Here is a 21,889-nt window from a genome sequence, read left to right as displayed (position 1 = left end):
GTCAGGCCAGGCGGCGATCGGCCCGGCGTTGGCGCAAGGTGTCGATGATCACCGCAACCACGATCACCGCGCCGGTGATGATGCGTTTGCTCGGCTCGCTGGCGCCCACCTGTGCGAGCCCCGCCTCGAGCACCGCGATGATCAGCACGCCGAAGAAGGTGTTGACCACCGAGCCGCGCCCGCCCATGAGGCTGGTGCCGCCGATGACGACGGCCGCAATCACCTGCAGCTCGATGCCGACGCCGGCATTGGGGTCGGCCGCTTCGAGCCGTGCCGACTGCATCAGCCCCGCGAGCCCGGCCAGGAGGCCGGTGGCGGCAAACACGATGATGCGGATCGGCCGCGGGTCGATGCCCGCGAGCCGCATCGCTTCTTCATTGGTGCCGATGCCGACCACATGCCGGCCGAAGACCGTGCGCGTGAGCACCAGCTGGCCGGCAACGACAAGCACCACCGCGAGCACGAAGGCCGCGGAGATGCCCCCGACCCACGGCGCGGCAAGGCCCGAGATGGCGTCGCCCACGTACTGCGTGCGCGAATCGGTCACCAGGTACGCACCGCCGCGTACCGCTTCGAGCATGCCCAGCGAAACGATGAAGCTGGGCAGCCGCCATGCGACCGACACCGCGCCCGTGACCGTGCCGCACACCAGGCCGGTCGCCAGGCCCAGCGCAGCGGCCACGGGAACCGAGAGCTTCCACTGGAGGATGGCCGCCGCCGTCACCGCGGCGCTGAGTGCCAGCACCGAACCCACCGAGAGATCGATGCCCGCGATGATCAGCACGAAGGTCATGCCCACCGCCATCACGGCGAGCGCGGGAATTTCATTGGCAATGGAGATGAAGGTTTCGCGGGTAAAGAAGTATTCGCTCAGCGTGCCGAAGAGCGCAACCATGCCCACGAGCACGACGGTGAGGCCGAGGTAGGTGCCCAACTGGCCCTTGAGAGCGGAGGGCGGGGCGGATGTGGGGGCGGCTGCGTTCATGATGTCTCGGCGGAGGCCGGTTGGGCCGGATTCGAATCGGAAATGGCGGATCCCACCGTCGGGGTCGTCGGTGGCATTGGCGCGGGGGCGCGTCCTGCCGCGTCGCTGAACGCGGCGGCGAGCAGCGATTGTTCGCTCCATTGGCCGCGCTCGAACACCGCGACCAGCCGGCCGGCGCTCATCACGCCGATGCGGTCGCACATGGCCATCAGTTCGCGCAGGTCGCTCGACACCATCAAGAGCGCCTTGCCGGCATCGGTCATGCGGTCGAGTTCGGTATAGAGATCGGACCGCGCGCCCACGTCCACGCCGCGCGTGGGCTCGTCGAGCAGCAGCACCTTGCATTCGCGGTGCAGCCAGCGCGCGAACACCACCTTCTGCTGATTGCCGCCGCTCAGCGTGGCAACGGGCTGCTCGATGCTGCGCGAGCGGATGCGCAGAAGCTCGACCAGTCGCCGGGCAATGCCGCGCTCCTTGGCGCGCTGCAGCCAGCCGGCGTGCGAGATGGCGCCCAGGTCGCTCAGCGTGGCGTTGACGCGAATCGGTTGCGTGAGCAGCAGCCCCTGCGACTTGCGGTCTTCGGTCACCAGGCCGATGCCCGCGCGGATCGCCTGCATCGGCGAGCGCCAGCCCTTGCGAGCGCGCTGCACCGGCTGCGCATTCGATGTGCCGTCGTAGAGAAGAATTTCGCCGCGGTCGGCACGGTCGGCCCCGAACAGCAGCCGCACGAGTTCGGTCCGGCCCGAGCCGACCAGGCCGGCCAGGCCCATGACTTCGCCCGCATGCAGGTCGATGTCGACGCCCTTCACGACCTGAGCGCGGCCGATGCCGCGTGCGCTCAGCAGCACCGGCCCGGCCACGCGGCGGTCGCGGCCCTCGTGTTCGTGCACCGCGCGGCCCACCATCCGCTGCACCAGTTCGGCTTCGCGCACGCCGGCCATGGCGCGTACGTCGACCAGCCGGCCGTCGCGCAGCACCGCCGCGCGGTCGGCAATGCGCTGCAGCTCTTCGAGGCGGTGCGACACATAGACGATGGCCACGCCGCGCGCCTTCAGCAGTTCGATCTGCTCGAAGAGGTGCGAGGTTTCGCGCGGCGTGAGCATGGCGGTGGGCTCGTCGAGCACCAGCACGCGCGTGTCGTCCTGCAGGTTGCGCGCAATCTCGACCATCTGCTGCTGGCCGATGCCCAGCCGCGCCACGGGCGTGGCCGGGTCGATGTTCTGCATGCCGATCTTCGCGAGCTGTTGCGCCGCCAGCTCGTGCAGCTTGCCGCGGCGGATCCAGCCGGTCTGGTTGGGCAGCCGGTCGAGCAGCAGGTTCTCGGCCACCGACAGCGTGTTGACCAGCCCCAGCTCCTGCATGACCATGCGCACGCCCAGCCGCTCGGCGTCGCGGCGCGATGCGGGCTGGAACGGCACGCCGTCCAGCAGCATCTGGCCGCGCGTCGGCTGCACCAGGCCGCAGACGATTTTCGACAGTGTGCTCTTGCCGGCGCCGTTCTCGCCCGTGAGCGCGAGCACCTCGCCGGCATTCAACACAAGAGAAACGTCGTCGAGCACCGGCGCCGCGTAGTCCTTGCCGAGCGCGCTCAGCGAGAGCACGGGCGGGGCAAGACTTGCGTTCATGGCGGCGGCGGATGCGTTCAACGGCGACTCTTTTTCTTGTTGCTTACTTCGACGACTTGGTGACCAGCACCACGTCGGTCTTCACTTCGGCGGGCATGCTCGACTGCGGCTTCTTGTCGGCCAGCGCCTTGAGCGCGGTCTCGATGCCGAACACCGCCTGCTTGGCCGCGAACTGGTCGGCGGTGGCAAGCACGCGGCCGTCCTTCAGCATCGGCTTGATGGCGCCGATGTTGTCGTAGCCCACCACCAGCACCTTGCCGGTCTTGCCCGCGGCCTTGACGGCAGCCACCGCGCCGAGCGCCATGCTGTCGTTGCCCGCGAGCAGCGCCTTCAGGTCGGGATGCTCGCGCATCATGCCGGCGGCCACCGTGTTGCCCTTGTCGATTTCCCACTGGCCCGACTGCACGCCCACCACCGTCATGCCGGCGGCCTTCATCGCGTCCTGGTAGCCGAGGGTGCGCTGCTGCGCATTGAAGGTGGTCGAAACGCCTTCGATGATGCCGACCTTGTCGCCGGCCTTCAGGCTCTTGGCCAGCTCGTCGCCGACCAGCTTGGCGCCGGCGCGATTGTCCGGGCCGACGAAGGGCACCTGAATGCCTTTTTCCTTCAGCGCGGCGGTGTCGAACTGGTTGTCGATGTTGACCACCAGAATGCCACGGTCGATGGCGGCCTTGACCACCGGCACCAGGGCCTTCGAATCGGCCGGCGCAATGACCAGGGCAGTGATCTTCTGCGCCATCATCTGCTCGACCATCTTGATCTGAGCGGCCGTGTCGGTTTCGTCCTTGATGCCGTTGGCCACCAGCGTGTACTGCGAGGCGTTGGCTTTCTGGTGCGCCTTGGCGCCGTCTTCCATGGTGCGGAAGAATTCGTTGGCCAGCGACTTCATGACCAGCGCCACCTTGGGCTTCTCCTGGGCGAGGGCGGGCAAGGCGGCGAAGGCGCCCAGCAACGTCAGTGCGGCTGCGCTTTGCAGCGTGCGACGGGTGAACTTCATGGTGTGTCTCCTGAGGTGGTTGAGCGGTGCACCGGTCTGTGCCGGGGGCTCCGATATTAACTAACGAAAACGTTTGCGCAAACGTTTGCTAACCGGGGGCTAACCCTGATCGCAATTTACTTTCCGAGGGGGGCCGCGCACGGCCGCCCGAAGCGGCCGCCCCGCCCCCGGAAGGGGGGGGCGAAGCGACACGAAGTGCGCGAAGCTTGGGGGTGAGCCAGCTCGGCCTAAAATTGCGGGTTACCCAGAGGACCCCCCATGAGTTTGCAATGCGGCATCGTCGGCCTGCCCAACGTCGGTAAATCCACCCTTTTCAATGCGTTGACCAAGGCCGGTATCGCAGCGGAAAACTATCCGTTCTGCACCATCGAGCCCAATGTGGGCGTGGTGGAAGTGCCCGATCCGCGGCTCGCCCAGCTCAGCGAGATCGTCAAGCCCGAGCGCGTGGTGCCCGCCATCGTCGAGTTCGTCGACATCGCCGGCCTGGTGGCCGGTGCCAGCACGGGCGAGGGCCTGGGCAACAAGTTTCTTGCGCACATCCGCGAAACCGACGCCACGGTGAACGTGGTGCGCTGCTTCGACGACGAGAACGTGATTCACGTGGCCGGCAAGGTCGACCCGATCTCCGACATCGAAGTGATCCAGACCGAACTCTGCCTGGCCGACCTGGCCACGGTAGAGAAAGCGCTGCACCGCCACACCAAGGTGGCCCGTTCGGGCGACAAGGACGCGCAGAAGCTCGTCGGCCTGCTCGAGCGCTGCCAGGCGGCGCTGAACGAGAACACGCCGGTGCGTGCGCTCGAGTTCACGAAGGAAGAGCAGCCGCTGGTCAAGTCGTTCACGCTCATCACCGCCAAGCCCGCGATGTTCGTCGGCAACGTGGCGGAAGACGGCTTCGAGAACAACCCGTATCTCGACCGCCTGCGCGAATACGCCGCCAAGCAGGGCGCCCCCGTGGTCGCGATCTGCGCCAAGATCGAAGCCGACCTGGCCGAGATGGACGACGAAGACAAGAAGATGTTCCTCGCCGAAATCGGCCAGGACGAGCCGGGCCTGAACCGCCTGATCCGCGCGGCCTTCAAGTTGCTGGGCCTGCAGACCTACTTCACCGCCGGCGTGAAGGAGGTGCGCGCCTGGACCATCCACATCGGCGACACCGGTCCGCAGGCCGCTGGCGTGATTCACGGCGACTTCGAAAAGGGCTACATCCGCGCCCAGACCATCGCCTTCGAGGACTACATCGCCTACAAGGGCGAACAGGGTGCCAAGGACGCGGGCAAGATGCGTTCGGAAGGCAAGGAATACGTCGTCAAGGATGGTGACGTGATGAACTTCCTCTTCAGCTCCTAACTGGCTCACCCCCAGTCTTCGCGCACTTCGTGTCGCTACGCCAACCCCCTCGCCGGGGGCAACACCAGCGGCCCGGCGAAGCCGGTTCCGCGGTGTTCCACGAAAAGGCACGCCCTTTCTTCAAGCACCTGCCGACCTATGCTCACCGTCCATCACCTCAACAACTCGCGCTCGCAGCGCGTGCTGTGGCTTCTCGAAGAACTCGGGCTGCCCTACGAAATCGTTCACTACCAGCGCGATCCGCAAACCATGTTGGCGCCCGCTTCGCTGCGGGCCGTTCATCCGCTTGGCAAATCGCCGGTGGTCACGACGGACGACGGCCTTACGCTGGCGGAATCGGGCGCGATCATCGACACGGTGATCGAGCGCTACGGCAACGGCCGGCTGGCACCGGCGCCAGGCACGCCCGAGGCGCTGCGCTACCGCTACTGGCTGCATTTCGCGGAAGGCACGGCCATGTCGCCGCTGCTGCTCAAGCTGGTGTTCGACAAGATCGAACGCAGCAAGATGCCGTTCTTCGTGAAGCCGATTGCAAAGATGATTTCGGGCAAGGCCAAGGCGGCCATCGTCATGCCCAACATCGAGAGCCACCTGAATTACATGGAAGCCGAGCTCGGCAAGAGCGAATGGTTTGCCGGCAATGAATTCACGGGCGCCGACATCCAGATGAGTTTTCCGGTCGAAGCCGCGCAGGCGCGCGGAGGTCTGGATGCAAAGCGGCCCAGGCTCATGGCCTACCTGGAGCGCATCTATGCGCGCCCGGCCTACCGGCGCGCCCTGGAACGCGGCGGACCCTACGACCTGTTGAGCTGAACCGACCGGGGAACGCCGGCTCCGGCTACCCCGGAAAGATGTAGAGCAGCGCCACGGTCATGCACACGTAGCGCAAGAATTTGCCGATGACCATGTATCCAAGACATGGCCAGAACGGCAGCTTGAGCCAGCCTGCCACTGCGCAGAGCGGATCGCCCACGATCGGCAGCCAGCTCAGCAGGCATGCCTTCGGGCCGAGCCGCTCCAGCCAGCTCAATACGCGCACATGATGTTTCGAGTGCGAGTATTTGTCTGCGACCTTGTGCGCGCCGTAGCCTATCCACCAGTCGACCGCGCCGCCCAGCGTGTTGCCCGCGGTGGCCACCAGAACGGCCGGCCAGAACATTTCGGGATTGAGCTTGAGCAAGCCGAAAAGAATCGGCTCCGAGCCCACCGGCAGCAGCGTGGCCGAGACGAAGGCCGCGATGAACAGCGTGGAGAGTCCGTACTGCGGAAGCGCGAGTAGCGCCAGGAGAGCGTCGAGCCAGGCTTGCATAAGGTGAAATGAGTCGACGCAGTATAGGTAGCCCGCCTGCTGCTACAGGTCGGAGAAAGCGCCGAGGGCGGCGGGTTTTATGCCCCTACCCCAAGCGCAAATCGTTTCAGTCACCGAAATCGCGCGTGGCTACAATCGTGCCTCATTTTTCAGCAGCCGAACTCGCGACGCTTCCTCCTCCATGACCTTGCAGATCGGCACCCACACGCTGGAAAACCGCCTGTTCGCCGCGCCCATGGCCGGCGTGACGGACCGGCCGTTCCGCATGCTGTGCCGCCAGCTCGGCGCTGGCTATGCGGTCAGCGAGATGGTCACTTCGCGCAAGGAACTCTGGAACACGCTCAAGACGTCGCGCCGCGCCAATCATGACGGCGAGCCCGGCCCCATTGCGGTGCAGATCGCCGGCACCGATGCGGCCATGATGGCCGAGGCCGCGGTCTACAACATCGAGCGTGGCGCGCAGATCATCGACATCAACATGGGGTGCCCGGCCAAGAAGGTCTGCAACAAGTGGGCCGGTTCTGCGCTGATGCGTGACGAGCCGCTGGCGCTGGAGATCGTGCAGGCGGTGGTCGACGCGGCGCAACCTTTCAACGTGCCGGTCACGCTCAAGATGCGCACCGGCTGGAGCGAAGAGCACCGCAATGCGGCCAAGCTCGCGCGCGATTTCGAATCGGCCGGCGTGCAGATGCTCACCGTGCATGGCCGCACCCGCGAGCAGGGCTACAAGGGCAGCGCCGAGTACGACACCATTGCCGCCGTGAAGGCCGCGGTGCGTATTCCCGTGGTGGCCAACGGCGACATCAATTCACCGGAGAAGGCGCGCGACGTGCTCGCGGCCACTGGTGCCGATGCGGTGATGATCGGCCGCGCAGCGCAAGGCCGGCCTTGGATCTTCCGCGAGATTTCTCACTTTCTTGCAACGGGTACGCATCTTGCGCCGCCGCTTGTCATAGAGGTTCGCCGCTTGCTGCTCGATCATCTGGTGGAGCACTATGCGCTTTACGGCGAGTTCAGCGGCGTGCGCACCGCGCGCAAGCACATCGGCTGGTATGTGCGTACGCTGCCGGAGGGGGAAGCCTTCCGCGCGCAGATGAACACCATCGAAGACTCTGCCGCGCAGCTGCGTGCGGTCGGCGATTATTTCGACGGGTTGGCGGACCGCATGGACCGCATGCCCGTGCACCAGGCGGCCGAAGAGCTGTCCGGTGAAGAGGAGGCGGCTTGCGCCGCTGATTGAGAGAGAAGAAGAGAAGAAAAGCATGAGCAAGAAACACATCGAGGACTGCGTTCGCACCAGTCTGGACAGCTACTTTCGCGATTTGCGCGGCACCGAACCCGACGGCATGTACGAGATGCTCGTGCGCGTGGTCGAGAAGCCCTTGCTCGATGTCGTGATGACGCGCGCCGAAGGCAACCAGTCGAAGGCTGCGCAATGGTTGGGCCTGAATCGCAACACGCTTCGCAAGAAGCTGGTTGAACACAAACTTTTGAAATAACTACACGGCATATTCCATGGCCCAGACCGCACTCATCTCCGTCTCCGACAAAACCGGCATCCTCGAATTCGCGCAAGCGCTGCACGGCCTCGGCATCAAGCTGCTGTCCACCGGCGGCACCGCCAAGCTGCTGGCCGATGCCGGCTTGCCTGTGACCGAAGTGGCCGACCACACCGGTTTTCCTGAAATGCTCGACGGCCGTGTGAAGACGCTGCATCCCAAGATCCACGGCGGCCTGCTGGCGCGGCGCGACCTGCCGGCGCACGTGGCGGCCATCAAGGAGCACGGCATCGACACCATCGACCTGCTGGTGGTCAATCTCTATCCGTTCGAAGCCACGGTGGCCAAGGCCGGCTGCACGCTCGAAGATGCCATCGAGAACATCGACATCGGCGGCCCGGCCATGGTGCGCAGCGCGGCCAAGAACTGGAAGGACGTGGGCGTGCTGACCGACGCCTCGCAGTACCCCGTGGCGCTGGCCGAGCTGCAGGCCGGCGGCAAGCTCAGCGACAAGACCAAGTTCGCTTTCTCGGTGGCCGCGTTCAATCGCATTGCCGACTATGACGGCGCCATCAGCGACTATCTCTCGGCCATCGACTTCGAAGCCAGCATCGGCCAGCCGTCGCCCACACGCTCGTTGTTTCCGGCGCAAAGCAACGGCCGTTTCGTGAAGGTGCAAGACCTGCGCTATGGCGAGAACCCGCACCAGCAGGCCGCGTTCTACCGCGATCTGCACCCGGCGCCAGGCTCGCTCGTGTCCGCGAAGCAGCTGCAGGGCAAGGAGCTCAGCTACAACAACATCGCCGATGCCGACGCCGCATGGGAGTGCGTGAAGAGCTTCGACGTGCCGGCCTGCGTGATCGTGAAGCACGCCAACCCCTGCGGCGTGGCCGTGGGCAAGGACGCGGCCGAGGCTTACGGCAAGGCCTTCAAGACCGATCCGACTTCGGCCTTCGGCGGCATCATCGCCTTCAACCGCCCGGTCGACGGCGAGACGGCGCAGGCCATTGCCAAGCAGTTCGTCGAAGTGCTGATGGCGCCGGGCTACACGCCCGAGGCGCTCGAGGTGTTCCAGGCGACCAAGGCCAAGCTCAACGTGCGCGTGCTCGAGATTGCTCTTCCGAAGGTTTCCAAGGGCGGCGCTACAGACTGGGACAACGGCCGCAATGCCATGGATGTCAAGCGCGTCGGCTCGGGCCTGTTGATCCAGACCGCGGACAACCACGAGCTCGCGGCAAGCGACCTGAAGGTGGTCACCAAGAAGCAACCCACGCCCGAGCAGCTGCAAGACCTGCTGTTCGCATGGAAGGTGGCCAAGTACGTGAAGAGCAACGCCATCGTGTTCTGCGCCGGCGGCATGACCATGGGCGTAGGCGCGGGCCAGATGAGCCGCCTCGATTCGGCACGCATCGCAAGCATCAAGGCCGAGCACGCGGGCCTGTCGCTGAAAGACACCGCGGTGGCGAGCGATGCCTTCTTCCCGTTCCGCGACGGGCTCGACGTGGTGGTCGATGCCGGTGCGAGCTGCGTCATTCAGCCGGGCGGTTCGATGCGCGACCAGGAAGTGATCGACGCCGCCGACGAGCGCGGCGTGGTCATGGTGCTTTCGGGCGTGCGCCACTTCCGCCACTGAGCACCAACCGTCCCTCGGGCAAGGCCGGGCTGTACCGCTAGCGTTTTGCTGGCGTGCGCAGCCCGGCTTTTTTCTTGGCCGGTTGCTTCGGCCTTAACGGGGCCCGGAGGCCTTGAAGATCTGCCTGGCAGCCTCGATCGTGGCGGCGATGTCGTCGTCGCTGTGCGCGGCACTCACGAAGCCCGCTTCGTAAAGAGCCGGTGCGATGTACACGCCGCGGTCGAGCAGGCCGTGGAACAGCGCGTTGAACTTTGCGTTGTCGGTGGTCATTACGGTCGCGTAGTTCTGCGGCAGCTCGTTCATCAGGAAGAAGCCGAACATACCGCCTTCGCTGTCGGCGTTGAAGGGCTGGCCTTCGGCCGCGGCGGCAGCCTTGAGACCTTCGACCAGCGACTGCGTTTTCTTCGACAGCGCTTCATAGAAGCCGGGCCTGGCGATTTCCTTCAGCGTGGCCAAACCGCAGGCCGTGGCCACGGGGTTGCCCGACAGCGTGCCCGCCTGGTAGACCGGGCCGAGCGGCGCAAGCTGCTCCATGATGGCGCGCGGACCGCCGAAAGCCGCCAGCGGCATGCCGCCGCCGATGACCTTGCCGAGCACCGTGAGGTCGGGCGTGATGCCCAGCACGCCCTGCGCGCCGTGCAGGCCGACGCGAAAGCCGGTCATCACTTCGTCGAACACCAGCAGCGCGCCGTGCTGCGTGCAAAGGTCGCGGCAGCGCTGGGCGAATTCGGGCGTGGCGCGCACGAAGTTCATGTTGCCGGCAATCGCCTCGATCATCAGGCAGGCGATGTCGTTGCCGTGCAGCGCAAAGGCTTCCTCGAGCTGGGCGATGTTGTTGTACTCCAGCACCAGCGTGTGCTGCGTGACCTCGGGCGGCACGCCGGCCGAGGTGGGATGGCCGAAGGTGGCAAGGCCCGAGCCCGCCTTGACCAGCAGCGCGTCGGCATGGCCGTGGTAGCAGCCTTCGAACTTGATGATGTGCTTGCGGCCGGTGGCGCCGCGCGCCAGGCGCAGCGCGCTCATGGCGGCCTCGGTGCCCGAGCTCACGAGCCGCACCATTTCCATCGACGGCACCAGCGCGAGGATGGCTTCGGCCAGCTCGATTTCACGCTCGGTGGGTGCGCCGTACGAGAAGCCCTCGAGCACGGCCTTTTGCACCGCCTCGACGACCGCCGGATGGCCGTGGCCCAGGATCATCGGGCCCCAGGAACCGATGTAGTCGATGTAGCGCTTGTCGTTGGCATCCCAGAAATAGGCGCCTTCGGCACGGCGGATGAAGCGCGGCGTGCCGCCCACGGCCTTGAAGGCGCGCACGGGCGAGTTGACTCCGCCGGGGATGACGGCGCGGGCGCGCTCGAAAAGAATGTCGTTTTGGTCAGCGTTTGGCATCAATGTCTGGTGTCGTGAGGGGGCAGGGCAAAGTCTGGGGGTGCGTCGGGGTCTTCGTCTTCATCGTCTTCCGGCTCGGCCCAGAACAGGCGGTCCGGAAGCACGTGGCCCATGCCGGGCCGAAAGCCCGCGTCGAGGCAGCGGTCCATGTAGGCCAGGGCTTCGGTGGTGGCGGCCACCAAGTCGGTTCCGCTCGCGAGCAGGGCGGCCAGCGCGGCCGACAGGGTGTCGCCGGCACCGGCGAAAACGGCCTCGAGCCGTTCGTACTTCTCGTTGGTGAGCACTGACTGCGGAGAGGCCAGCACGTTGTCGATGAACTGGTCGGGCAGCACCATGCCGGTCACCAGGGTGTAGGGCACGCCGAACTCTCCCGCGGCCTTGGCAATGTCGCGCGCGCCGGGCGGACGCTCGCCGCTCCAGTCCGGAAGCAGCCACCGCCAGAGGGTGCTGTGGTTTCCGACCAACACTGTGGTCTGGGGAAGAAGTAACTCTCGAAAAGCGTCGAGATAGGGCTCGATCAGGTCCTCGTCCCACCAGGAAAGGTTGGGCATATAGGCCACCAACGGCACCTCGGGATAGTCGGAAGCGGTCTCGGCGATGGTGCTCAGGGTGTCGGGGCTGCCGACAAAGCCTACCTTGATGAGCTGGACTTCCACGTCCTCGAGGATGGCGCGCGCCTGCTCGGCCACGGCCTCTTCGTCGAAGGCGAAATGGTCGAATATCTCGGCCGTGTCCCGGGCGTACGCCCCCGTGACCACGGGCAGCATGTGGGCGCCCACCGACGCCATGGCCAGGGCGTCGCCGCCCAAGCCGCCGGCGCCGCTCGGATCGCTGGCATTGAAGACCAGAACGCAGGGCGGGTTCAGGTCGCGCTCGGCCACCTCTTCGGCGTCCGGCGAGGGGTCGTTAAGATCGCCCGGGTTGCGGGCGTTGTCTGCTGGATGTAAGTAAATGGTCATACGCCGGGCGAAATCCCCTGGATGGTGGCATAGGCGCGACGTTTACCGTCTGCCAGTGAGATACGCATAGATACACTCGTTGCATTTAATGAACAAGGACTTTAAGCTCCGATGAATACGAAAACTTGGATGTGCCTGATTTGTGGGTGGATCTATGACGAAGCGGTTGGTGTGCCGGAGGACGGCATCGCAGCAGGCACGGCCTGGGCGGATGTCCCGATGAACTGGACCTGTCCTGAGTGCGGTGCGCGCAAGGAAGACTTCGAAATGGTTGAAATCTGAAGAGCATGGCATAGAGCTGCGCGATTTGCGCCGATGTACGGCGCGGCGGGCATCCAAGTCTCATCTCAGCAGGAGTGTGTGCAATGGGGCCGAATGGATCAGGTTACAAGGTGCTTGTCATCGACGACAGCAATACGATCCGGCGCAGTGCCGAAATATTTCTGAAGCAGGGCGGGCACGAGGTTCTTCTCGCGGAAGACGGCTTTGACGCGCTCTCCAAGATCAACGACCACAAGCCGCATCTGATTTTCTGCGACATCCTGATGCCTCGCCTGGACGGTTACCAGACCTGCGCCATCATCAAGCGCAATGCTCAATTCTCCAATGTTCCGGTGGTGATGCTTTCTTCGAAAGACGGCGTCTTCGACAAGGCTCGCGGCCGCATGGTCGGGTCGCAAGACTACCTGACCAAACCTTTCACCAAAGACCAGCTGCTGCAGGCCGTGCAGCAGTTTGGCATCGTTCAACAGGAAGTGCAGTAATGCCCATTCGAAAAATCCTCGTCGTCGACGACTCCAAGACGGAACTGCTGTTCCTGTCAGACCTGCTCCGCAAGAACGGCTTTGCCGTCAAGACCGCTGAAAACGCCGAAGACGCGATGCGCCGTCTCGAAGAGGAGCAGCCCGACCTGATCCTCATGGACGTCGTCATGCCCGGCCAGAACGGCTTCCAGCTGACCCGCGCGATTGCCCGCGATCCGAAGTACGGCGCCATCCCGATCATCCTGTGCACCAGCAAGAACCAGGAAACCGATCGCGTCTGGGGCATGCGCCAGGGCGCGCGCGACTACATCGTGAAGCCGGTCAACGAGGCCGACCTCATGTCCAAGATCACCGCGCTCGCCTGAGCGGGAGCCGACTGAGTCCATGGCGAATCGCGACGCTCTCCGCGCCTTCCAGTCCCGGCTTGCGAGCCGCCTGCAGGCCGCACGCACGACCGGCGTTGCCGCCACGTGGCTCGCGGTCGAGGCGGGGGAGGGCAAGTTCCTCTTTCCTCTCGGCCACGCGGGCGAGATATTTCCCTGGACGCCTCCCCAGCCCGTGCCCTACACGGAGCCCTGGTTCCTTGGCGTTGCCAACCTGCGCGGCGGCCTCTTCGGCGTGGTGCAGCTGTCGGCATTCGCCTCTGGCGTTCCGAGCGGACCGGCCCCCACCGAGGCGGCCCGCATGCAATCGCGGCTCGTTGCCCTCAACGAGCTGCTCGAAGTCAACTGCGCATTGCTGGTCGATCGACTGGCGGGGTTGCGCGGCGCCGAGGCCTTCACGGCCGCGGAACCGCCAGGCGCAGAAGCACCTGCCTGGCTTGGGCATCTGTACACCGATGCGGCGGGTGAGCGCTGGCAGGAAATCAACCTGCAAGCGCTTTCGCAGCAACCCCAATTTTTGAGTATTGGCGCCTAGTGCCTTCGCACAGCCCAAAGACAACCACCTGAAGGACCGACCGTGAGCTCGATCGCCGACAAGTTCAAGAAATTACTGCCCGCGAACAGCGGCAACGACAAGGCCCGCGTCGACGGTTCGACCCTATCGCTCGACGATGTCGACACGGTTCAGGCGCCGGACGAAAAGACCGTTCGGCTGGCCCGGAAAAAAGGCCGTGCCCCCGAGCCCGCGCCTACCGGCTTTGCCGACGGCGGCGCGCTGACCAGCGGCGAAGCGGCCAACGAGGCCGGCGCGGGTGCGCTCGAGGCAGCCCAGGCGCAAGCCGCGGCCGCAAAGGCGAGCTCCAGGCCGGCGCGCCAGCAGCGGATCCTGGCGATCATGCTGGCCGTGGTGGTGTTGCTGCTGTTGCTGGTGGCCGGCTCCGCCATTCTTCGCGCCGAGCGTCTCGCCCAGCAGGTGGCCGCCACCGGCCAGTCGCTGATGCAGTCGCAGCGTCTCGCCAAATCGATCTCCCAGGCTCTCGTGGGCAGCGCGCCCGCGTTCGTCGAAGTGAAAGACAGCGCCGACGACCTCACGCGCCGCGTGCAGGGCCTCACCAACGGCGACGAGGCCCTGCGCCTCGAACGCGTGGGCAACCAGTACGACGAGGACATGGGCAAGATCAACCCCTTGGTCGCCCGTGCCGATGCCAGCGCCAAGGTCGTGCTGGCCCAGCGCCAGATCCTGACCCAGGTGGGTGCCGCCTTGCGCGACATCAACCAGCAATCGTCCGCGCTGCTCGAAATGACGGAAACCGTCGCTTCGCTGAAGATGCAGCAGAACGCCACGCTGCCTGAAATTTCCGCCGCCGGCCAGCTCGTGATGCTCACCCAGCGCATCGGCAAGTCGACCAACGAATTCTTCACGGTCGAGGGTGTGAACCCCGACGCCGTGTTCCTGCTCGGCAAGGACCTGAACACCTTCCAGGAAACCACCCGCGGCCTGCTCGACGGCAATGCGCAGCAGCGTTTCCCCGGCTCGAAGGACCCGCAAACGCGCCAGCAGCTCGAAGCCATTCTGAAGACCTACGAGCAGATGCGCACGCAGGCCTCCGCCATTCTGGGCAATCTGCAGGGCCTGGTGGCAGCGCGCGAAGCGCAGGCTTCCATCCTGACCGACAGCGAACCGCTGCGCAAGTCGCTCGGCGAGCTGCAGGACAAGCTCTCCGCACGCACCGGCCTGGGCGCCGGAACGATCGTGCTGCTGTTCGTGCTCTCGCTGGCCGCCCTGGCCCTGGCAGGCGCCATCGGTTTCGTGCAGGTGCGCGAAGGCCGCGAACGCGCCGCCATTGCCGAACGCGAACGTCTCTCGGCCGAGCAGGCCAGCGACGAAGCCGGCCGCATCAACAACGCCAACCAGGCCGCCATTCTTCGGCTGATGAACGAACTGCAGACAGTGGCCGAAGGCGACCTGACGCAGGAAGCGACCGTGACCGAGGACATCACCGGCGCCATTGCCGACTCGGTGAACTACACGGTGGAAGAACTGCGTTTGCTGGTGGGCAACGTGCAGAACACGGCAACCCGCGTGGCACAGACGACGTCGCAGGTGGAAAGCACCTCGACCGAACTGCTGGCCGCCTCGACCGAACAGCTGCGCGAAATTCGCGAAACCGGCCAGTCGGTGCTGACCATGGCCGAGCGAATCAACGGCGTGTCCTCGCAAGCGCAAGAGTCCGCCACGGTGGCGCGCCAGTCGCTGCAGGCTGCTTCTTCGGGCCTGCAGGCTGTGCAGAACGCCATCGGCGGTATGAACTCCATCCGCGACCAGATCCAGGAAACCTCCAAGCGGATCAAGCGCCTGGGCGAATCCTCGCAGGAGATCGGTGAAATCACCGAGCTGATCTCGGACATTACCGAACAGACGAACGTGCTGGCGCTGAACGCCGCCATTCAGGCCGCATCGGCCGGTGAAGCCGGTCGCGGCTTCTCGGTGGTGGCGGAAGAAGTGCAACGGCTGGCTGAACGCTCCGCGGACGCCACGCGCCAGATTTCGGCGCTGGTGAAGGCCATTCAGACCGACACGCAGGATGCGGTGGGCGCCATGGAGCGTTCCACGCAGGGTGTGGTGGAAGGGGCCAAGCTGTCCGACAATGCAGGTACCGCACTGACCGAGATTGACCGCGTGTCGCGCCGCCTTGCAGAGCTGATCGAGCAGATTTCGCAATCCGCCTCCCGCGAAGCCGATTCGGCCAACGTGGTGGCTGCCAACATCCAGCACATTTTTGCAGTGACCGAGCAGACCGGAGAAGGTACCCGTACCACCGCCCAGCAGGTACGCGAGCTCTCGCAAATGGCGGAAGAACTGCGCCGCTCGGTCGCCCGATTCAAAATTGCCTGACAAGAGATAAGAACGGCGAGCATCCAACGTGTCGATTCAAACCCCTGCCACGACCCCCCTCGCTGGCAATGTGCCGGCCACCGAAGACCTTGGGCCGCTGGCCTGGGTTCTGGGAGAAATCCAGAAATCCCTCGACAGCGTTGCCAAGTCGCTGCGGCGCTTTGTGCGCGACGTGGGCAACACCTCGGAACTCGAGAGTGGCCCGCTGCAAATGGCCCGCCAGCAACTGCACCAGTCCGTCGGTGCGCTGCAGATGGTGGGCAATACCGCGCCGGCGCTGGTGCTCGGTTCCATCGAGTTCGCGGTTCAGGGCTTCATTGCCGAACCGCAGCGCTGCACCGAAAGCGCAGTCCAGAAGATCGAGCGTGCCGGCTTCGCCGTCGTCGATTTCCTCAATGCGCTGCTGGCCGGCAAGGCCGTATCGTCGGTGGCGCTGTTCCCGCAATACCGCGACGTGCTCGAACTGGTCGGCAACGAGCGCGTTCATCCGGCAGACCTCTGGAGCATTGCCTGGCGCTGGGTCGAAGTCCGTCCCGCGCTGACCCAGGCCGCGATGGCCTATGACCCGGCGGTGCGCTCGCGGCTCGACCGCGAGGTGCTGCAGCTGGTCAAGACCGGCGACCCGCAGGCCGCGCGCCGGCTGAATGCGCTGTGCCTGGGGCTCGGGCGCGGTGCGCTGCTGCCTCGCGTGGCGAGTTTCTGGACCCTGGCCGCGGGCTTCTTCGAGGCCCTGGCGCTGGGGCTGATTCCGGCCGATTCCTATGTCAAGCGGGCCGCTTCACGCGTGCTGCTGCAATACGCCACGTTCGCGCGCGGCGACAACACGGTCTCCGACCGGTTGGGCCAGGACCTGCTGTTCTTCTGCGCGCAGGCCGTGCCCACCGCGCGCGACGATGCCGCCACGCTGCGCACCGTGCGCACCGCCTGGGGCGTCGCGAGCGAGCCGTATATCGACTACAGCGTCGAGCAGTTCGGCCGCTTCGATCCACTGGTGCTCACGCAGGCCCGCAAGCGCATCGAAACCGCCAAGGAAATGTGGTCGGCGCTTTCGGGCGGCGACGCCACCCGTACCCGCCAGGTGGCCGACACCTTCGCGCAACTGGGCGAATCGCTGCAGAAGCTGCATCCACCGAGCCTGCCGATGGTGGAGGCCCTGACGCATGCGGTCGAAGCGTCCGTGCGCACCGGCCAGCCGCCCGACACCGAACTGGCGATGGAAGTCGCCACCTCGGTGCTCTACCTGGAAGCCGCGCTCGAAGACCTGGATCCGAGCGATCCGCAGCTCACCTCCCGCACGCTGCAGCTGGCCGGCCGCATCGAGCGCGTGCGCGCTGGCGGCCATTCGGAGCCGCTCGAGCCCTGGATGGAAGACCTGTATCGCCGCGTGAGCGATCGCCAGACCATGGGCACCGTGGTCGACGAGCTGCGCAGCCACCTGAGCGAGCTCGAAAAATCGCTCGACCAGTACTTCCGCCGTCCGGCCGAAAAGGCGCTGCTGCGCACCGTGCCGAGCCAGCTGCTGCAAATGCGCGGCGTGTTCTCGGTGCTGGGCCTGGAGCAGGCCGCGCACACCGTGCACCGCATGCGCGACGACGTCGAGCAGATGCTCGTGGGCAACGCATCGCCCGTCGAGGAAATGCACAGCTTCGATGCGCTCGGCAACAACCTGGGCGCCCTGGGCTTCCTGATCGACATGCTGGGCTATCAGCCGGCGCTTGCCAAGCGCCTGTTCGTATTCGACGCCGAAGCCGGCGAACTCAAGCCGCTGATGGGCCGCCAGGCGACCGACAGCGGTGTTGCCGATGCCGCAGCGGCGGATGGCAAGCCCGCGGGCGCCGAACCCGTGCTCAGCATCGAGGAGGTCGACGCCCAGATCGCCTCGAAGCTGGCCGCGCTCGCCACGCCCAACCGCAAGGCGAAGGTGTCGCCCATCGAGGAATTCAGTCGCAAGGCGGACAGCTGGACGAACAAGATCACCGGTCCCGCGGCGCTGCCCGATACCGAAGTGACCGAACTCGAAGAAGACGACCTGCAGAACATCTTCCTCGACGAGGCCCGCGAGGTGGTGCAAAACGGCCTGGCCGCCATCGACGAACTCGGCAGCCACCCCGACGACACCGAGGAACTCACCATCCTGCGGCGTGCGTTCCACACGCTCAAGGGCAGCTCGCGCATGGTCGGCCTGACCGACTTCGGCGATGCCGCCTGGTCCTTCGAGCAGGTGCTCAACACCTGGCTGGCCGACCAGCGCGACGCCACGCCCGATCTGCTCACCGGCACCCGCAAGGCGCTCAACGAGTTCAGCGAATGGGTCGAAGCCATTGCGTCCGGCGCCCAGCACGGCTGGCAGTCGGGGCATTTCAGCCGCGTGGCCAATGCCCTCTTGGCTGGCGAACCGGTGCCGACCGCGGTACCGCGCGTCGATGCGGACGCCCTTGCGGTGGCCGCGCGCCATATTGCCGCAGAGCCACCGGCGCCCGCCGCTGCGTTGCCGATGCCGGAACTGCCGGAGTTGCCCGATCTGTCGCTGGCCCCCGCGGCACCGCCGGAGCCGGAGCCTGCGCCCGCCGCGGCGTTCGAATTGCCGGCGCAAGTGCCGGAGCACTCCGCCCGGCACGAAACCGATGACGACTTCGCATCGACCGACTTCCTCGACTTCGAAACCAAGCCGAGTCCGGAGGAGTCTTTCGAGGTCCTGGACGGCAGCGGAGATTTCGACTTCCTGCTGCCCGAAAAGGCGGAGCCCGCCCCATCCGTCGCGCCTCCTCAATTCATCGCCGAAGCGGCGGATGAGCCCGCGCCCGAACCGGCCGTTGCGGCCGAGCAGCCTTCGGCGCTGCCCGACCTCGACTGGTCGCCAGAGCCGTTGCCGGCGAGCGAGAGCGAGCCTGCAGCCTTTGCCACGGCAGCGCCCGCCCAAGAAGAAGAGCCTGAGGCCGCCGCACCAGCGTTCCTGGTGGAGCCGGAAGAACCTGCTGCTGCTGCGGAAGAAACGCCTGCCGCGCCGGCGGAACTGCCTGTAGCCGCAGCCGACCCTGTTGCCGAAGAGGTGCCGCAGCCCGCGGCCGAAGTTCAGGAAACCGCCGAAGCCGTCGAAACCATCGAGGCCACCGAAGAGGCCGAATCGGCTGCGCCGTCCAGCGCCGACGACCAGGTCAAGGTCATCGGGCCGCTGCGCATCGGCATTGCGCTCTACAACGTCTACCTCAACGAAGCCGACGAATGGTCCAGGCAACTGGCCACCGACGTGGGCGAGTGGGCCCTCGAATCGCACGAGCGCCTGTCCGATTCGACCGTTGCGCTCGCGCATTCGCTGGCCGGCAGCTCGGCCACCGTCGGCTTCCACAGCCTTTCGGGCATGGCCCGCCTGCTCGAAGCCGCGCTGCAGCATCTGCAAATGCAGGGCAGCGGTACGCGTGAGCAGGGTGTGGTGCTGGTCGCCGCGGCCGACGAATTGCGTCGCCTGCTGCATCAGTTTGCCGTGGGCTTCCTGCGCGAGCCTTCCGAGGGAACGCTGCAGGCGCTGCGCGACATTGCCGCCGCACCCATGCCGGCCGAGGCGGCCGCCCGGATCGAAACCCGGCCGCTCCAGCACATGGTGGCCACCGACAGCGTTGCCGATGTGGCGCTGGACGACTCCGAAGACGCCATCGACGTCACCGATGCGGTCGACGTCGACCTGTTCCCGATCTTCGAGGAAGAAGCCGCGGAATTGCTGCCCCAGCTCGGCCAGGCGCTGCGCCAGTGGGCACACCATCCGGACGACAGCGCGCCGCGCGCCTCGGTGCTGCGCACGCTGCACACGCTCAAGGGCAGCGCCCGGCTGGCCGGCGCCATGCGCCTCGGCGAGCGTGCGCACCGCATGGAGTCCGAGATCGAAATCCTGGGCACCCAGGGCGGTGCCGACCGGGTCGAAATCGAAAAGCTGCTCACGCGTCTCGACGCATTGCAGTCCACCTTCGACGCGCTGCGCGCGGCGGACGATGCCACCCAGGCCGAAGTGGCCCAGCTCGTGGTGGCGGCCTCCGCTGCCTTGCCGGGCGTCCAGCTGGTGCAGGTTGCCGCCGAAGCCGGCGCACCCGCCAACGACGAAGCCGCTGTTGCGGGCGACGAGAGCGGGAGCGCCGCAGCCGAGACGGCGGCTTTGCCGTCGCTCCTGCCGCGGCCGGCTCCGGCACTGCTCGCGCCGTTGCGTGCGGCTTCCACCCAGGCCGTTCGCATCCGCACCCAGCTGCTCGACCGCCTGGTGGCGCAGACCGGCGAGGTCATCATCACGCGTTCGCGCCTCGAAGCCGAACTGGGCCAGCTGCGCGGTTCGCTCTCCGACCTGACGGGCAACCTCGACCGCCTGCGCCAGCAATTGCGCGACATCGAGGTGCAGGCCGAAAGCCAGATGCAGTCCCGCCTGGCGCAAGCCAAGGACTCGCAGCAGAGCTTCGACCCGCTCGAATTCGACCGCTTCACCCGCGTGCAGGAACTCACGCGCATGATGGCCGAGTCGGTGAACGACGTGGCCACCGTGCAGCGCACGCTGCAAAAGACGGTGCAGGCCACGGAAGACGATCTCAGCGTGCAGGCACGCCAGACGCGCGAACTGCAGCGCGGCCTGCTGCGTACGCGCATGGTGGAGTTCGAAGGCATTTCCGACCGTCTCTACCGCGTGGTGCGCCAGGCGTCGAAAGACACCGGCAAGCAGGTGCGCCTGGACATCGTCGGCGGCTCCATCGAAATGGACCGCGGCGTGCTCGACCGGATGACGCCCGCCTTCGAGCACCTGCTGCGCAATTGCGTGGCGCACGGCATCGAAGACCCGGCCGCGCGCGAAAAGGCCGGCAAGGACGCCCACGGCCTGATCGTGATCGACCTGCACCACGAAGGCAACGACGTCTCGGTGAGCTTCCGCGACGACGGCGCCGGCCTGGACCACAAGCGCATTGCCGAACGTGCCCGCACACTCGGCCTGCTTGCGTCCGACCAGGAACTGTCGCCCGAAGAAGCCACCGAGCTGATCTTCAAGCCCGGCTTCTCGACAGCGGGGCAGGTGTCCGAACTGTCCGGCCGCGGCATCGGCATGGACGTGGTGCGCGCGCAGATCGCGGCGCTCGGCGGCCGCATCGAAACGCACAGCACGGCCGGGCAAGGCACCACCTTCAAGCTGGTGCTGCCGCTCACCACCGCGGTGACGCACGTGGTGATGCTGCGCGCCGGCGAGGTGTCGATCGGCGTGCCGTCCAACCTGGTGGAGCTGGTGCAGCGCGTGAGCAGCACCGAGCTCGAAGCAGCCTACCTGCACAACAGCCATCCGTTCGGCAGCGAACAGGTGCCCTTCTACTGGGCCGGCGCACTGCTGCAGGCCTCGGCGCGCAGCGAACACCCCACCAGCAAGAACAACACTGTCGTGATCGTGCGAAGCGCGGCACAGCGCGTGGGCCTGCACGTGGACGAAGTGCTGGGCAACCAGGAAGTCGTGGTCAAGAACCTCGGGCCGCAGCTCGCACGCCTGCCGGGTCTGGCCGGTATCTCGGTGCTGGCTTCGGGCGCGGTGGCGCTGATCTACAACCCGGTGGCGCTGGCCGCGGTGCATGGCGAACAGGCGCGCACGCGCCAGGCCGCCGCACTGGCCGTGTCCGCGCACGCCGCTTCGGGCGATGCGGAGCACGGTGCGCCGCAGGAGCCGTTGCCGATGCTGGCACCCCCGGTGCCGCAGGTTCCGCTGGTGCTGGTGGTCGACGACTCCATTACGGTTCGCCGCGTGACGCAGCGTCTGCTGCAGCGCGAAGGCTATCGCGTGTCGCTGGCGGCCGACGGCCTGCAGGCGCTCGAACGGCTGCAGCAGGAGCGTCCGGCCGTGGTGCTGTCTGACATCGAAATGCCGCGCATGGACGGCTTCGACCTGGCCCGCAACATCCGCGCGGACGAGTCGATGGCGGGCCTGCCGATCATCATGATCACCTCGCGCATCGCCGAGAAGCACCGCGACTACGCGCGCACGCTGGGCGTGAACCACTACCTGGGCAAGCCGTACTCGGAAGACGAGCTGCTGCGCCTGGTGCGTGCGTACACGAGCGAGCCGGCGCTGGCGGCTGCGGCCTGACGTTCT

17 protein-coding genes are annotated in these 21,889 nt (G+C 66.3%); 11 read left to right on the top strand and 6 right to left on the bottom strand.

Going from position 1 to position 21,889, the window contains the following annotated elements; translation table 11 throughout:
- Window position 1: 1 nt before the first annotated feature.
- From ABIC94_RS20055 to ABIC94_RS20045, 3 genes are read right to left on the bottom strand one after another with little or no spacing between them, the layout of a single operon-like run.
- Window positions 2-985: an ABC transporter permease gene (locus ABIC94_RS20055; protein ID WP_354374737.1), complete on the bottom strand. Its 984-nt coding sequence runs from the start codon at window positions 983-985 to the stop codon at window positions 2-4.
- Window positions 982-2,610 (bottom strand): sugar ABC transporter ATP-binding protein, encoded by a 1,629-nt coding sequence (locus ABIC94_RS20050; RefSeq protein WP_354374891.1) that lies wholly within the window; start codon window positions 2,608-2,610, stop codon window positions 982-984. Before ABIC94_RS20050 ends, ABIC94_RS20055 begins: the two co-directional genes overlap by 4 nt.
- A gap of 43 nt (window positions 2,611-2,653) precedes the next feature.
- Window positions 2,654-3,607 carry a sugar ABC transporter substrate-binding protein gene (locus ABIC94_RS20045; RefSeq protein ID WP_354374736.1) on the bottom strand — a complete coding sequence of 318 codons (954 nt, stop codon included), beginning with the start codon at window positions 3,605-3,607 and terminating at the stop codon, window positions 2,654-2,656.
- 258 nt (window positions 3,608-3,865) lie between these two features.
- Here ABIC94_RS20045 and ychF point away from each other — a divergent pair, with 258 nt between their 5' ends.
- Together ychF and ABIC94_RS20035 are read left to right on the top strand one after the other, a co-directional pair.
- Window positions 3,866-4,957 (top strand): redox-regulated ATPase YchF, encoded by a 1,092-nt coding sequence (gene ychF, locus ABIC94_RS20040; protein WP_126749393.1) that lies wholly within the window; start codon window positions 3,866-3,868, stop codon window positions 4,955-4,957.
- A gap of 138 nt (window positions 4,958-5,095) precedes the next feature.
- Entirely contained in the window at window positions 5,096-5,770 is a 675-nt protein-coding gene (locus tag ABIC94_RS20035; protein ID WP_354374735.1) for a glutathione S-transferase, read from the top strand.
- A gap of 25 nt (window positions 5,771-5,795) precedes the next feature.
- Here ABIC94_RS20035 and ABIC94_RS20030 read toward each other — a convergent pair whose 3' ends face one another.
- The gene (locus ABIC94_RS20030) at window positions 5,796-6,266 is read right to left on the bottom strand and encodes a YqaA family protein (protein WP_354374734.1); all 471 of its coding nucleotides are present in this window, start codon (window positions 6,264-6,266) and stop codon (window positions 5,796-5,798) included.
- 181 nt (window positions 6,267-6,447) lie between these two features.
- Here ABIC94_RS20030 and dusB point away from each other — a divergent pair, with 181 nt between their 5' ends.
- From dusB to purH, 3 genes are read left to right on the top strand one after another with little or no spacing between them, the layout of a single operon-like run.
- Window positions 6,448-7,506: a tRNA dihydrouridine synthase DusB gene (dusB, locus tag ABIC94_RS20025; protein ID WP_354374733.1), complete on the top strand. Its 1,059-nt coding sequence runs from the start codon at window positions 6,448-6,450 to the stop codon at window positions 7,504-7,506.
- A gap of 22 nt (window positions 7,507-7,528) precedes the next feature.
- The gene (locus ABIC94_RS20020) at window positions 7,529-7,765 is read left to right on the top strand and encodes a Fis family transcriptional regulator (protein ID WP_007838304.1); all 237 of its coding nucleotides are present in this window, start codon (window positions 7,529-7,531) and stop codon (window positions 7,763-7,765) included.
- A 16-nt stretch (window positions 7,766-7,781) separates the two neighbouring features.
- A complete protein-coding gene (gene purH, locus ABIC94_RS20015) occupies window positions 7,782-9,398 on the top strand; it encodes a bifunctional phosphoribosylaminoimidazolecarboxamide formyltransferase/IMP cyclohydrolase (RefSeq protein WP_354374732.1) in 1,617 nt (538 codons plus the stop codon).
- A 93-nt stretch (window positions 9,399-9,491) separates the two neighbouring features.
- Here the strand turns inward: purH and hemL are convergent, their stop codons facing one another.
- Together hemL and thiD are read right to left on the bottom strand one after the other, a co-directional pair.
- The gene (hemL, locus tag ABIC94_RS20010) at window positions 9,492-10,787 is read right to left on the bottom strand and encodes a glutamate-1-semialdehyde 2,1-aminomutase (protein ID WP_354374731.1); all 1,296 of its coding nucleotides are present in this window, start codon (window positions 10,785-10,787) and stop codon (window positions 9,492-9,494) included.
- Entirely contained in the window at window positions 10,787-11,746 is a 960-nt protein-coding gene (gene thiD, locus ABIC94_RS20005) for a bifunctional hydroxymethylpyrimidine kinase/phosphomethylpyrimidine kinase (RefSeq protein WP_354374730.1), read from the bottom strand. The genes hemL and thiD overlap by 1 nt, the downstream gene beginning before the upstream one ends.
- Window positions 11,747-11,857: 111 nt before the next feature.
- Between thiD and ABIC94_RS20000 the strand changes: the two genes are divergently transcribed.
- The 6 genes from ABIC94_RS20000 to ABIC94_RS19975 all read left to right on the top strand — a co-directional run bounded on the left by ABIC94_RS20000 (window position 11,858) and on the right by ABIC94_RS19975 (window position 21,883).
- A complete protein-coding gene (locus ABIC94_RS20000; RefSeq protein ID WP_007838397.1) occupies window positions 11,858-12,028 on the top strand; it encodes a rubredoxin in 171 nt (56 codons plus the stop codon).
- Window positions 12,029-12,111: 83 nt separating this feature from the next.
- Window positions 12,112-12,510: a response regulator gene (locus ABIC94_RS19995; protein ID WP_126749384.1), complete on the top strand. Its 399-nt coding sequence runs from the start codon at window positions 12,112-12,114 to the stop codon at window positions 12,508-12,510.
- Window positions 12,510-12,875, top strand: a complete 366-nt coding sequence (locus tag ABIC94_RS19990) for a response regulator (protein ID WP_354374729.1) — start codon at window positions 12,510-12,512, stop codon at window positions 12,873-12,875. Before ABIC94_RS19995 ends, ABIC94_RS19990 begins: the two co-directional genes overlap by 1 nt.
- A gap of 19 nt (window positions 12,876-12,894) precedes the next feature.
- Complete coding sequence (locus tag ABIC94_RS19985; protein WP_354374728.1) at window positions 12,895-13,428, top strand: chemotaxis protein CheW; 534 nt, start codon at window positions 12,895-12,897, stop codon at window positions 13,426-13,428.
- A 42-nt stretch (window positions 13,429-13,470) separates the two neighbouring features.
- Window positions 13,471-15,789 (top strand): methyl-accepting chemotaxis protein, encoded by a 2,319-nt coding sequence (locus ABIC94_RS19980; RefSeq protein ID WP_354374727.1) that lies wholly within the window; start codon window positions 13,471-13,473, stop codon window positions 15,787-15,789.
- A 28-nt stretch (window positions 15,790-15,817) separates the two neighbouring features.
- Window positions 15,818-21,883, top strand: a complete 6,066-nt coding sequence (locus ABIC94_RS19975) for a hybrid sensor histidine kinase/response regulator (RefSeq protein ID WP_354374726.1) — start codon at window positions 15,818-15,820, stop codon at window positions 21,881-21,883.
- Window positions 21,884-21,889: the final 6 nt, after the last annotated feature.

This window comes from Variovorax paradoxus (genome assembly GCF_040544635.1).
GTDB lineage: Bacteria > Pseudomonadota > Gammaproteobacteria > Burkholderiales > Burkholderiaceae_C > Variovorax > Variovorax paradoxus_R.
Note: the sequence above shows the minus strand (reverse complement) of the source record. Positions and strands in the feature narration are given on the sequence as shown.